Raw genomic sequence first — 12,273 nt, 5'->3', positions numbered from 1 at the left:
CTATTACTCGGTTATAAAGGCATATTCATGATTTCTTTGTACGCTTCTACCATTTTATTGCGTACTTGAGTCATGGCCTGAAAACTAACGGATGATTTTTGAAGGGCAATCATAACCTCAGGTAAATCAACACTTGGATCGCCTTGCTCATAACGAGATGACAAATCATTAGCGTGACTTTTACTATCATTTACAGAATCAATTGCAGATTTGAACATATCACCAAACGAAGGTCCTTCATCTTTTTCTACAGGTAATATTCCATCTGTATTTGAATTCACTCGGGAAAAATCTGGCTTATTTACGTTTGAAACTTCTTGCTGCACTTGATTAAGTTGCTGTTTAAACGCATCATTTTGCACGGGATTAATATTTAATTGTTGAGAAGGCATCTGAGCTTTTAATGCACGCATTTGTGATAACACTTGACTAATGTCCATTCGATCTACGCTCATTTCGGCCCCCTAACTTATCTCAAATAAAAAAATTCACCTACTCAACACTTGCCCTGTTATTTTGTAGGTGTCGCTTTAAATAAAGCAATCATCCTGACTCCATACTCCCACTTGATTCGTCCCAACCAAGCCACAAAGAAAGTCCCTTTTGTTCCCGGTTTTTACACCCCATTTAATATAAATATTAAATTGTCATTACATTGACTAATTTTCTTCGTAAAACGTCAAATGCAAACACAAGGCCAAGAGTTGCCGTACAGGAAAAGAATGTCACTTTAAAATTGAGTCATGTATTTTTTTAAGTTAAAAGAATCGATTTTCAGTTAATCGAAAATAAAAGAAGGGCTATAGAATGGGGACACTTAATTATTATAAAACGAGATTTTTTCTTATATCATCCATAATTTCATATCAAATTTATAAACGACAGGCACAAAAAAGGCTGATTAAATCAGCCTTTTTTTAACTATTTATGAATCAATGCTTAGATTGAATCAATGCTTAGAATGGATCAATGCTTAGATTGAATCAACGATTTTATTAAGTGTCGCACTTGGACGCATGACTTTTTCAGCTTTTGCTTCATCTAATTTATAGTAACCACCTAAATCAGATTCAACACCTTGCACATCATTTAACTCTTTAACAATTGCAGATTCATTAGCAACTAACTCACCAGCAACTTTATCAAAGAATGCTTTTAATTGAGCATCTTCAGTTTGCGCTGCTAATTCTTGAGCCCAGTACATAGCTAAATAGAAGTGAGAACCACGGTTATCCAACTCACCTGTTTTACGAGAAGGTGATTTGTTATTTGCTAAGAAAGTACCTGTAGCAGTATCCAATGTTTTAGCCAAAACCATCGCTTTCGCGTTATCAGTTGTTAAACCTAAATGTTCAAATGATGCCGATAATGCTAAAAACTCACCCAGTGAATCCCAACGCAAATGAGATTGTTCAACTAATTGCTGAACATGCTTAGGAGCTGAACCACCCGCGCCTGTTTCAAACAATCCGCCGCCATTCATTAGTGGGACAATAGACAGCATTTTAGCCGAAGTACCTAATTCTAAAATTGGGAATAAGTCGGTTAAGTAATCACGTAATACGTTACCTGTTACCGAAATAACATCTTTGCCTTCTTTAATTAAACCACAAGCATGAACGGTTGCTTCATTTGGTGCCATGATTGAAATGTCTAACCCCGATACATCATGAGTTGGTAAATATGCATTTACTTTTTTGATTAACTGCGCATCATGCGCACGATTCGCATCTAACCAAAATACTGCAGGCATACCAGATAAACGAGAACGGTTAACCGCTAATTTTACCCAGTCTTGAATCGGTGCGTCTTTAACTTGACACATTCTGAAGATATCACCTACTTCTACTTTTTGTGAAAGTAATACCACGCCAGAGTCATCTACCACTTCAACTGTACCACTTTGCTGCATTTGGAAAGTTTTGTCGTGCGAGCCGTACTCTTCAGCTTTTTGAGCCATTAAACCAACATTTGGAACTGTACCCATTGTTGAGGGATCAAACGCTCCATTTTCTTTACAAAAATCAATAGTTGCTTGATAAATACCCGCGTAACAACGATCTGGAATCACAGCCATTGTATCTTGTTGCTTACCTTGGGCATTCCACATTTGACCCGAACCACGAATCATTGCAGGCATAGATGCATCAACAATCACATCACTTGGTACGTGTAAATTTGTAATGCCTTTATCAGAATCTACCATCGCAATTGAAGGTGCATCTGCGTAAACCGCATCAATATCCGCTTTAATTTGCGTTTGAGTCGCTTCATCTAAAGACTTAATTTTAGAGTACACATCCCCCAAACCGTTACGGGTATCTACGCCTAACTTTTCAAATGTTTCGGCGTATTTTTCAAATACGGGTGCGAAGAACACCTCAACAACGTGACCGAAAATAATTGGATCCGATACTTTCATCATGGTAGCTTTCATGTGCAATGAAAACAAAACATCATTTTTCTTAGCTTCAACAATTTGTTCAGCAATAAATGTACGTAATTTAGAAACACTTAATGCCGCGGCATCGATGATTTCACCTTCAAGTACAGGTACTGATTTTTTTAATACAACGGTTTGTGAACCTGTATTTAATTGAATTTTAACTGAACCTGCTTTTTCAATCGTTGTAGACACTTCGCTTTCAAAGAAATCCCCTGAAGTCATGCTTGCTACTGATGATTTAGAATCTTTAGACCAAGCACCCATTGAATGAGGATTAACACGAGCAAATTGCTTAACCGCTCCAGGAGCACGACGATCTGAGTTACCTTCACGTAAAACTGGATTTACGGCTGAGCCTTTAATTTTGTCATAGCGTGCTTGAATGGATTTTTCTTCGTCGGTTTTTGGCTCTTCTGGGTAATTTGGTAATGCATACCCTTTAGCTTGAAGCTCTTTAATAACTTCAATTAATTGAGGAACCGAAGCAGAGATGTTAGGTAATTTGATGATATTTGCTTCGGGTGTTTTAGCTAAATCGCCAAGCTCAGCAAGTGCATCAGAGATTCTTTGGTCAGCAGTTAATACTTCAGGGAACGTAGCAATGATACGACCGGATAAAGAAATATCACGGGTTTCAACCGATACACCGGCTGTTTTTGCAAAGCCTTGTACAATGGGTAAAAATGAGTAAGTTGCTAACGCAGGTGCTTCATCAGTTTGCGTATAAATAATCTTCGATGTCATGAGTGTTCCTAGAATAAAAAGGGTTGAAGTTTGCTTGTTTTTATAAGCTTTTGGCTTATAAATCTAAGTCTATTTAAGAGGTTGATAGACCGCTTGTTTTAGGCGCGGTATTATATCAGATGTGAACCAGCTAACATAGTCTAAAAAAAGATCAAAATATGGCACAATTAATTCTCTTCAATAAACCGTTTAAAGTGATGTCTCAATTTAGCCCTATTGATGGCAAACAAACTTTAGCTGAATTTATAAAAATCAAAAAAGTGTATCCAGCAGGTAGATTAGATTACGACAGTGAAGGCTTATTACTGCTCACTGACAACGGCGCACTTAATCAACAAATCGCCAACCCAAAATTCAAATCCGCAAAAACCTATTTAGCGCAAGTTGAAGGTGAAATCACTGATCAAGCCATACAATCCTTGCAAGATGGCGTAGAACTCAAGGACGGATTCACACTTCCTGCAAAGTGCACAATCATCGAGCCACCTACTTGGTTATGGCACAGAGAAATTAGAGAACGCAAGAATATCCCCACAAGTTGGATTGAGCTAAAAATTAAAGAAGGCAGAAACAGACAAGTAAGAAGAATGTGCGCAAATGTTGGTTTTCCATGTTTGCGTTTAGTAAGAAGTGCCATTGGTGACTGGCAAGTACAAGATTTGGCTCCTGGAGAATTAAAGGTATTAATGGTTGATGACCCTGCGCCTGCAATAATCAAAAGTGCAATTAAAAACATGAATCATCCAAGAAATACAAAACACTCAGCCACAAAAAAAGGCCCATTCCAGAAGAAGAGACCTTCAAAATTCAAGACATCAAAAAAAGATTAAACTACTTCGATGTTTTCAGCTTGTGGGCCTTTTTCGCCTTGAGTTACTTCAAAAGTAACCTTTTGGCCTTCTTGTAACGTTTTAAAACCTGAACCGTTAATTGCACGAAAATGTGCGAACACATCTGGGCCATTTTCTTGTTCGATAAAACCGAAGCCTTTTGCTTCATTGAACCATTTTACGGTTCCGACATTGCTAGACATAACTCTTTCCTGTAAATAAAAATTTAAACGTGCAAGAACAAGAAATCACTATTTATGAGCAGAGACATTTACGTAAACGTGAATAACAATGAGCACAAAAATTATTCTTAATTTCAAGCATTTTTATTATAGCCCAGTTCTAATATTATTCAACGCCACATTTAATCAATTGCAGAATAAAGCTGATTGAGCATAGTTGCCAAGCGGATTGCTGCTTTTTTTAACTGCAAATCAAAGACAGGCATAGCTTCCTTTATAAACACAGAATCATAACGTTTATTTTGGGCTAATCTATAACCAAAATCTTTTGCTAATAGATGTGACTCAATTGCCCATTGAGCTGGTTCTACCTGTTCACTCCATAATTGGATTTGCTCCCTGTCGATACTTTTTCTGTATTGACCACTTAATGCAAACCATTTTTGATCCTTTTCGATCATCAAGCCTTTATTCCAAGCCCAGTTTAAACTGACATATGACAAATCATTTTTTTGCAGTTGAATTTTATTTCCGCTTCGATCCACTAAAAAGCCATTATTCATTGGCATGTGAATATCCCCTATAAAATACACCAAATAACGTAAAGCCTGCCGTTTTTGTGTGGTGGAATATTTGGCTTTTTGCAACACCACTTTAGATTCTAAAACCGCAGCAACAGAACACTGATTATGTGGACAATGTGTTTGAGGATCAAAGGATTCATCCTCTGCATTAAAAAAGACATAATGCAGATTTTTCATCCATTTACTGTCTAAATTTTGCTCTTTAATTGCAATATAATCCGGAGCTTCTAAAAAGAGTTGCTGATAATCTTCACCAAAAATAACACTTAATCTTTTTTTAGCGTCACTAGATAAATATGATAAAGCTATTTGCGCAATCACTCTATGGCCATTTTCATCAAAAGCATGCACACATTGCACATTAAAGAACAAAAATATAATTAAAAATACAGCTTTCAATTTGTGCAAAATCAACCTCAAAATTTCAATAATTCTCTTTAAGACTAGACCATTTACACATTTTTAAAAATTCTGATGTATTTTAGAAGTAAAGCTTGTCAGAATTACAATTTTTTACAGGAAAGGACGCGATGCAATATTTAGCTGACTGGTTAGAACAAGAAAACGACGACATTCACTATAGAGCCTGGTTAGTAGCAAAACCTAAAGCATGGCTGCTAATTGCACATGGCCTTGCTGAGCATAGCGAACGCTATGAAAGATTCGCCCAGTACTTTAACCAACAAAATATCAACGTGTTAGCTTGGGATCACATTGGTCATGGTGAGCACTGCGAACAGTTAGGCCATTTAGACGGTCCATTTACCCAAATGTCCGAGCGCATTCAGTTTATTTTAGAATTACGCGAGAGCATCGCACCTAATTTAAAAACATTCCTATTAGGCCACTCAATGGGCTCATATATAGCCCTGGATTACTGTATTAGAAATAACCCATCTATTGATGGGTTAATACTTTCAGGAAGCGGTTATAATACTAAACCCATGATTTTAGCCGCTACATTGATTAATAAAACTTTATGTAAAATCAAAGGCAAAACAGCAAAAAGTGAATTTTTTGATGAGCTAACATTTTCAGCATTTAACAAACCTTTTAAGCCAAATCGAAGCGCTTTTGATTGGCTGTCCTCAAAAACTGAAGAAGTTGACCTATACTTACAAGATCCATTATGTGGTTTTATACCAACTAATGGCATGTGGAGTGGGCTATTATCCTGTTTAAGCAGCTTAGATAATCAAGTACAAAACCATCATTTCCACTTTCCAATATTATTACAACAAGGGGAATTTTGTTGTAACGCACATTTAAAAGGTGGCGTTGATCGATTAAAAACATCACTTAGTAAACAAAATAATCAATTTGAATCTCTCACCTACCCAAATGCAAGGCACGAGATTTTTAACGACGTAAGCGCTCAAGATGCCATGAGCGATTTGTTTAACTGGATAGGAAATCAATTATGACTCAATATTTAAATCATAACTTCTTAATTGCCATGCCTAAAATGGACGACCCACATTTTCAACACTCTGTTATATACATTGCCGAACACGATGAAAAAGGCGCGTTTGGATTTGTTTTAAACAAACCCATTAATATGAATATGCAAATGCTAATGCAACAGGCAGATATAGAAACGCAATTAGATGACAATCAAAATTTAAGATACGGAGGCCCTGTTGGTCAAGATCAGGCATTTGTATTATACAAACCCAGTGTTGATCACAGTGCAAATTTATTTAATCCTGACATTGCATTAAGCAATTCGATGGAAACGTTAAAATCGATTGCCTTTGGATTAGGGCCATTTGAATACATTAGCTGTTTAGGTTATGCCGGTTGGACAGAAAATCAATTAGAGGAAGAAATAGCAGAAAACATTTGGCTTTGTGTTGAAGCGGACAGTAAATTAATTTGGGATAGCCCAATCGAAGATTTACGAAAGCACGCGCTTAAAAAATTAAAAATCGATGAATCCATGCTCTCAGAAATTGGTGGTAACTGTTAATTCATAAACAATTAACAAAAAAATGGCACGATCACAGAAACTCCTCTCTATGATTCGTGCCACTCAAATAAAAACTAACTTACTTTTTAATACCTTCAACAGTAATATCGATCATCACTTTACCGTAATTACTTTTAAAATCGAACTCATCCATTCCAAATTCAAAAGAACCTTCAAATCCTGCGCGATATCCGCCCCATGGATCTTTACCTTCGCCGATTTTCGCTACATCAATAGATACAGGCTTAGTCACACCATTTAAAGTGAAATTACCCATCATTACCGCATTATCTTCATCAGTCACCTTAAAGCTAGTTGAAACAAACGTCGCTTCAGGAAATTTAGCTGCATTTAAAAAATCATCGCTTTTTAAATGTTTGTCACGAGCGGTATGGTTTGAGTTGATGCTTGTGGTATCAATTGTTGCCATGACTTTAGAAGCTTCAGGTTTTGCAGGATCATAAGAGAATGTGCCTTCAAAATCATCAAATCGACCAATCACATAACTAAAGCCTAAATGACTGGCTTTAAACTCAATAGTCGTATGAGTTTGGTCAATATTATAATCAGCAGCATTTGCTGCAATCGATGTAGTTAAAGCTGCAACTAATGCATAAGCCAATGGTAATTTTTTCATGAAACTCTCCAGTATTAAATCAAATTTAATAGTCAGTTAATGGTTTGCCTTAATGGCGGTTAAAATTTTAGCGTGTCATCTTTCTTAATGTATCATCTTTATCAATAAAGTGATGTTTTAAAGCAGCAAGGCCATGCAATCCGGCTAATACAATCAAAGCCCATGCCATTTTTTCGTGTATCAATCCGGCTATATCAGCGCGTTCTTCAAAAAACTCGCCCAACGAAGGCACTTCAAATAATCCAAAAAAGGTAAATGAGCTGCCAGCCCCATCAGTAATGGCAAGCAAGTAGCCAGAAAACAGCATTATAAACATCATTACATAAAGCAACCCATGTACTGCATGAGCAGCGAAGTTTTCCAATTTTTTAATTGTTGAGTCAGCTTGAGCCAGTTTTGGTGAAAGATTCAAAAACTTCCAAATAAGTCTTACTGTCCACAAAATGAAAAAACTCATACCTATGGATTGATGCAAACTTAATGAGCTTTTTTCATATGGATGACCATAGGATAAATCCATCATGTATAACCCAAGGCCAAACATAAAAATTATCACTAAAGCACTAAGCCAATGGAGCAATTTTGCAACTAAGCCATAAGAAGTTTCTGTATTTTTAATCATCGGTCTTTCCCTTAAAAACGTGTAATAAGATTAATAGGCTTTTGTGCAAAGGCAAAGCCTAATTTTGCCAATCATATTGTGCATATTTGCAATATGAGTACAGCAGCTCAACCATATAGTGAGTTATATAGAGAGTTATATAGATAGTTGAGTACTGCAGTTCAGTGAGTTAGAATCCGCTTTTTTCTTAAAGAACACAACATGACTCGCACGGTAGTTTACCCTGGAACGTTTGACCCAATTACATTTGGCCACATGGATATTGTTGAACGAGCGGCAAAAATGTTTGATACTGTCATCGTCGCTGTTGCCCAAAGCACGAGTAAAAAGCCGTTATTCACCCTTGAAGAACGCGTCGATTTATCCGTTAAAATCCTATCCCATATTAAAAATGTAAAAGTGATCGGTTTTACTGGATTGCTTGTAGAGCTTGCTAAAAATAACCATGCATGCGGCATTATTCGTGGCCTTCGAGTGGTCAGTGATTTTGAATATGAATTTCAAATGGCAAATATTAATCGAGTATTAGCCCCTCAAATCGAAAGCATATTTCTGACACCAAACGAACAACATTCTTTTATTTCTTCTACGTTTGTTAGAGAAATTGCAATGTTAAATGGCGATGTTTCCAAGTTTGTTCATCCTATTGTACAAACAGCACTAAAAGTTAAATACCAAGAGAAATAAAATGGCGTTATTAATTACCGACGAATGCATTAATTGCGATGTGTGCGAACCAGAATGTCCAAATGAAGCAATTACCGAAGGCATTGAAATATATGAGATCGATCCAAATTTATGCACTGAATGCGTGGGGCATTATGACGAACCACAGTGTGTTGAAGTTTGCCCTGTCGATTGCATTCCTAAAGATGAAAACCATGTTGAGTCCAAAGATGAGTTAATGGCTAAATATTTAGTATTAACGGATCAAATCTAATTCATTCGGCTCTTTATCACATTATAATGTAATAAAGAGCCTGATCTTCTTTGGTTTACTGCTTTGAATGTTCATCTAAATCTGTCTGATCTGAAAATAAATATCCTTTATTTCGTACAGTAATAATTCGTTTTGGATGATCTAATTTTGCACGAATTTGAGAAATTGTAATATCAACCAATCGGTTTTGCCCGTCGTATTCAATCCCCCTTAACGATTCAAATATTTTCTCTCTTGATAAAACAAACCCTGCATTTTTTGCCAACATCCAAAGTAAATCGTATTCAGGTGTCGTTAAATCTATGGGTTTATTAAACACACGAACTTCACGCGCGCCTGAGTGAAACACCAAATTGCCAAAATCTAACACCGACGCTTTTTTACCATGTTTTACCACTTCATCACGACGTAAAATTGCTTTTATGCGTGCTGCTAACAAACGAGGTTCTACGGATTTAGAAATATAATCATCCGCGCCAATTTCCAAACCCAATACTTGATCAATTTGATCATCTCTTGCTGTTAGCATTATTATTGGATTAAAAAATCTTGAACGAATTTTACGACACACTTCTAAACCGTCACAACCTGGTAACATAATATCCAATAACACCACATCAGGATTTACTTTCAATATATGTTCAATCGCTAATAATCCATCAGTGACAATACTGACTTCAAACCCCTGACGAATTAAAAAATTCTGAGTGAGTTTTGCTAAATCCTCATCATCTTCAACTAATACAATATGTGGGTTCATTTTATTCTCCTGTGTTTTTCAGGGATTAATTCAAATAGCACGCTTTGGAAACACCATAACAAAACTTGCACCGGTTAATTGTTTAGGTTCATCAACAAATGCTTTTCCACCATGAAACAAAACAATGCGCTTAACAATTGCCAATCCCAAACCATGACCTGCTAATTTTTTATTTCTGCTTTTTTCAATGACAGTAAATGGCTCAAACACCGTTTGTTTTTGTTCATTTGTTAAACCAGGCCCATCATCTTCTACTCGAATATGAACATGACTGCCAATTTGTTCAACATAAATATTGATTTGATTTTGAGCATAACGCTGTGCATTAGTGATTAAATTTTGCAATGCACGCACTAAATATCCTTCATGGGCTTTAATGATAAACTGTTCAGACATCATTAAATTTAACTTACATTGATTGATTGTATGCAATTGTTCGATTAAATTTTCAACAGCATGTTTAATATCAAATTCTTCGAATCGAACTTGAAAACCTTGTTCCAAACTTGAATATAACAAGAGTTCATCCACTAAACTATGCAACTCTTTCATATTTTGCTTTATACCCAAAATACTAAAATCGTCTTTTGGCAAATCGCATTCTAATAATTCAACATGGTATCCCATTTTTACGATGGGAGTCCTAAACTCATGCGATACTGCTCGCGTCATTTCTTGCTGATCTTTAGCTAGTTGATGCATTCTTTGCATCATTTGCGATACCTTATTACTTATTTGAGCAATCTCATCTTCAGGTTTGTGCATGGCCTCTAATTGCATAGGCAGTAAAGGCTCATCTTTGGCGGATTCAAATTTGTCTAAGCTTTTTAACAGTCTAGCAATTTTACTTTCAATAGGTCGAATAAATAAAATACACACAAACAACCCAACAAACATAACCATGGCTAATGTATACAATAAAATTTCAATGGATTGTCTACCTAAATACACAGGCATTTCAATTGTTAACACCCAATGATTATCTAACCGTTTATACACAACAATATTTTGATTATTAGCATCACCCATTTCAAAAACAGGCAATTGCATTAACATTTGATTTATTTGATGTTCGGTTAATTGATTAGAATCAAAAGGCTTTAAAGAAATCATTAATTGATCATTAGAAGGATATTGCGCGACCCAATTGAACAATTGATTTTGAGAGTCAAAGGTCTCCAATTGAAATTGTGCTGAAATTAATTCACTTAATTGAGTTATCCACTGATGTTGGGTGTAACTGTATCGCCACTTTACCGCTTGTTTTTGATTATTTAAAAGTACATCAAACCAAACATCGATTACATTGTTAGGTTTTACGATCATTAAAAAAGAAGAATTTATGCCAGTTTGTTTTTTACTCGGTGATATATGCATTCCAAATGAATGCTGTAAAACGAGTAATTCATTTGACAAACTATCTGAAACATTCCCAACCAACACCTTATCTTTATATTTGGCAGCAAAATACCCTTGAATCTGTTCAACCATAATGAGGGTTTGTTTCTGTAAAAAGTGTTGCTGCTGACGCTGTGATAACATTGTAAATGCCAACACACCAATAGCCGCTAACAACAACATAGTCAGAAACATCTTAAAATAGAGTTTTAAAAATAATTTTCGCATCCTTGCATTATTCTTCAATTTCAAAATGAGCGCCAGTCAAAATTATCAAAATGCATAGTATTATAAATTTTTGAGAATTATCAGACAGCTTTACATAACCCTAACATCTTTGTTTACACATAAATAATGCATTGATTCATTTTACTGCTCCAACGCAATCACCACTGGGCGATCAACACATTGATGCTTTATTACCTGTGTATGTAAATCATAGGTTTGCAGCATGCTTTGTGTATTAATCGCATAAGAAGGACTCGCATCTTCTATCAACTGTCCGTCACTTAACAACAAAATTCGATCGGCATATTGGCTTGCCAAGTTAATATCATGCACGACACTCAAAATGGCTATATTTTGATTTTTTAGAGATTTTAAAATTCGATACACTTGATGCTGAAACTTAGGGTCTAAACTGGAGGTGCATTCATCAAGTAACAACAACCTAGGTTGCGATTGAGAATCCCCTCCGTCTAAATATATTTGCGCAAGCACTCGTGCTAATTGAACACGCTGTTGCTCACCACCAGACAAATAAGGATAACGACGCTCACAAAATGACCACACGCCACATAACAGCATACATTTTTTAATAATACGTTTGTCAGTGTCATCTAATATTTGATTATGTGCACTTCTGCCCATACTCACTACTTCATAACACGAAAAGGCAAAATTAAGATTTACTTTTTGAGGCATGACGGATCGTATTTTGGCAAGTGAAGCCAAGTTGAAATTCTTAAGGTTGACATCATTTAATAAAATATCGCCACTGAATGTTACATCGTCACAAATACTTTTAAGCAAGGTTGATTTACCTGCGCCATTTGCTCCTAGTAAACAGACTAATTCACCGGGTTTGACTTCAAAGCTGACATCATTAAAAATTATACGCTTTCCAATTTTAAAACTGACTTGATTTAATTTAAGCATTGT

At 35.9% G+C, this 12,273-nt stretch carries 14 protein-coding genes; 5 read left to right on the top strand and 9 right to left on the bottom strand.

Translation table 11 applies throughout. The features are described 5' to 3' along the window. Positions 1 to 11 precede the first annotated feature (11 nt). Complete coding sequence (gene fliE, locus TYM08_RS07145) at positions 12 to 455, bottom strand: flagellar hook-basal body complex protein FliE (RefSeq protein ID WP_422382283.1); 444 nt, start codon at positions 453 to 455, stop codon at positions 12 to 14. Between the two features lie 518 nt (positions 456 to 973). Then, entirely contained in the window at positions 974 to 3,190 is a 2,217-nt protein-coding gene (locus TYM08_RS07140) for an NADP-dependent isocitrate dehydrogenase (protein ID WP_422382282.1), read from the bottom strand. A 158-nt stretch (positions 3,191 to 3,348) separates the two neighbouring features. Here TYM08_RS07140 and TYM08_RS07135 point away from each other — a divergent pair, with 158 nt between their 5' ends. Next, positions 3,349 to 4,020: a pseudouridine synthase gene (locus TYM08_RS07135; RefSeq protein ID WP_422382281.1), complete on the top strand. Its 672-nt coding sequence runs from the start codon at positions 3,349 to 3,351 to the stop codon at positions 4,018 to 4,020. Here the strand turns inward: TYM08_RS07135 and TYM08_RS07130 are convergent. Next, positions 4,017 to 4,223: a cold-shock protein gene (locus TYM08_RS07130; RefSeq protein ID WP_422382280.1), complete on the bottom strand. Its 207-nt coding sequence runs from the start codon at positions 4,221 to 4,223 to the stop codon at positions 4,017 to 4,019. The genes TYM08_RS07135 and TYM08_RS07130 overlap by 4 nt on opposite strands. 161 nt (positions 4,224 to 4,384) lie before the next feature. After that, positions 4,385 to 5,185: a S1/P1 nuclease gene (locus TYM08_RS07125; RefSeq protein WP_422382279.1), complete on the bottom strand. Its 801-nt coding sequence runs from the start codon at positions 5,183 to 5,185 to the stop codon at positions 4,385 to 4,387. A 95-nt stretch (positions 5,186 to 5,280) separates the two neighbouring features. On the opposite strand from TYM08_RS07125, the gene TYM08_RS07120 reads away from it, so the two are divergent. Then, on the top strand, positions 5,281 to 6,210 hold the full coding sequence (locus TYM08_RS07120) for an alpha/beta fold hydrolase (RefSeq protein WP_422382278.1): 930 nt from the start codon (positions 5,281 to 5,283) through the stop codon (positions 6,208 to 6,210). Continuing rightward, positions 6,207 to 6,755 (top strand): YqgE/AlgH family protein, encoded by a 549-nt coding sequence (locus TYM08_RS07115; RefSeq protein ID WP_422382277.1) that lies wholly within the window; start codon positions 6,207 to 6,209, stop codon positions 6,753 to 6,755. Before TYM08_RS07120 ends, TYM08_RS07115 begins: the two co-directional genes overlap by 4 nt. 79 nt (positions 6,756 to 6,834) lie before the next feature. On the opposite strand, the gene TYM08_RS07110 is transcribed toward TYM08_RS07115, so the two are convergent. Together TYM08_RS07110 and TYM08_RS07105 are read right to left on the bottom strand one after the other, a co-directional pair. Next, positions 6,835 to 7,392 (bottom strand): YceI family protein, encoded by a 558-nt coding sequence (locus TYM08_RS07110; protein ID WP_422382276.1) that lies wholly within the window; start codon positions 7,390 to 7,392, stop codon positions 6,835 to 6,837. 67 nt (positions 7,393 to 7,459) lie between these two features. After that, a complete protein-coding gene (locus tag TYM08_RS07105; protein ID WP_422382275.1) occupies positions 7,460 to 8,014 on the bottom strand; it encodes a cytochrome b in 555 nt (184 codons plus the stop codon). 201 nt (positions 8,015 to 8,215) lie between these two features. Between TYM08_RS07105 and coaD the strand changes: the two genes are divergently transcribed. Then, complete coding sequence (coaD, locus tag TYM08_RS07100; protein WP_422382274.1) at positions 8,216 to 8,701, top strand: pantetheine-phosphate adenylyltransferase; 486 nt, start codon at positions 8,216 to 8,218, stop codon at positions 8,699 to 8,701. A 1-nt stretch (position 8,702) separates the two neighbouring features. Beyond that, the gene (locus TYM08_RS07095) at positions 8,703 to 8,954 is read left to right on the top strand and encodes a YfhL family 4Fe-4S dicluster ferredoxin (RefSeq protein WP_422382273.1); all 252 of its coding nucleotides are present in this window, start codon (positions 8,703 to 8,705) and stop codon (positions 8,952 to 8,954) included. A 55-nt stretch (positions 8,955 to 9,009) separates the two neighbouring features. Here TYM08_RS07095 and TYM08_RS07090 read toward each other — a convergent pair whose 3' ends face one another. The 3 genes from TYM08_RS07090 to TYM08_RS07080 all read right to left on the bottom strand — a co-directional run bounded on the left by TYM08_RS07090 (position 9,010) and on the right by TYM08_RS07080 (position 12,270). Further along, the gene (locus TYM08_RS07090) at positions 9,010 to 9,714 is read right to left on the bottom strand and encodes a response regulator (protein WP_422382272.1); all 705 of its coding nucleotides are present in this window, start codon (positions 9,712 to 9,714) and stop codon (positions 9,010 to 9,012) included. Between the two features lie 30 nt (positions 9,715 to 9,744). Continuing rightward, entirely contained in the window at positions 9,745 to 11,295 is a 1,551-nt protein-coding gene (locus TYM08_RS07085; protein ID WP_422382271.1) for a sensor histidine kinase, read from the bottom strand. A gap of 186 nt (positions 11,296 to 11,481) precedes the next feature. Continuing rightward, complete coding sequence (locus TYM08_RS07080; protein WP_422382270.1) at positions 11,482 to 12,270, bottom strand: heme ABC transporter ATP-binding protein; 789 nt, start codon at positions 12,268 to 12,270, stop codon at positions 11,482 to 11,484. Between the last annotated feature and the right edge of the window lie 3 nt (positions 12,271 to 12,273).

The organism is Marinicellulosiphila megalodicopiae (assembly GCF_045862395.1).
GTDB lineage: Bacteria > Pseudomonadota > Gammaproteobacteria > Pseudomonadales > Natronospirillaceae > Marinicellulosiphila > Marinicellulosiphila megalodicopiae.
Note: the sequence above shows the minus strand (reverse complement) of the source record. Positions and strands in the feature narration are given on the sequence as shown.

Excerpts from the sequence above, each read along its gene's own strand:
- fliE (WP_422382283.1), bottom strand. The coding sequence starts at position 455 with ATGAGCGTAGATCGAATGGACATTAGTCAAGTGTTATCACAAATGCGT.
- TYM08_RS07140 (WP_422382282.1), bottom strand. The coding sequence starts at position 3,190 with ATGACATCGAAGATTATTTATACGCAAACTGATGAAGCACCTGCGTTA.
- TYM08_RS07135 (WP_422382281.1), top strand. The coding sequence starts at position 3,349 with ATGGCACAATTAATTCTCTTCAATAAACCGTTTAAAGTGATGTCTCAA.
- TYM08_RS07130 (WP_422382280.1), bottom strand. The coding sequence starts at position 4,223 with ATGTCTAGCAATGTCGGAACCGTAAAATGGTTCAATGAAGCAAAAGGC.
- TYM08_RS07115 (WP_422382277.1), top strand. The coding sequence starts at position 6,207 with ATGACTCAATATTTAAATCATAACTTCTTAATTGCCATGCCTAAAATG.
- TYM08_RS07110 (WP_422382276.1), bottom strand. The coding sequence starts at position 7,392 with ATGAAAAAATTACCATTGGCTTATGCATTAGTTGCAGCTTTAACTACA.
- TYM08_RS07105 (WP_422382275.1), bottom strand. The coding sequence starts at position 8,014 with ATGATTAAAAATACAGAAACTTCTTATGGCTTAGTTGCAAAATTGCTC.
- coaD (WP_422382274.1), top strand. The coding sequence starts at position 8,216 with ATGACTCGCACGGTAGTTTACCCTGGAACGTTTGACCCAATTACATTT.
- TYM08_RS07095 (WP_422382273.1), top strand. The coding sequence starts at position 8,703 with ATGGCGTTATTAATTACCGACGAATGCATTAATTGCGATGTGTGCGAA.
- TYM08_RS07090 (WP_422382272.1), bottom strand. The coding sequence starts at position 9,714 with ATGAACCCACATATTGTATTAGTTGAAGATGATGAGGATTTAGCAAAA.
- TYM08_RS07085 (WP_422382271.1), bottom strand. The coding sequence starts at position 11,295 with ATGTTGTTGTTAGCGGCTATTGGTGTGTTGGCATTTACAATGTTATCA.
- TYM08_RS07080 (WP_422382270.1), bottom strand. The coding sequence starts at position 12,270 with ATGCTTAAATTAAATCAAGTCAGTTTTAAAATTGGAAAGCGTATAATT.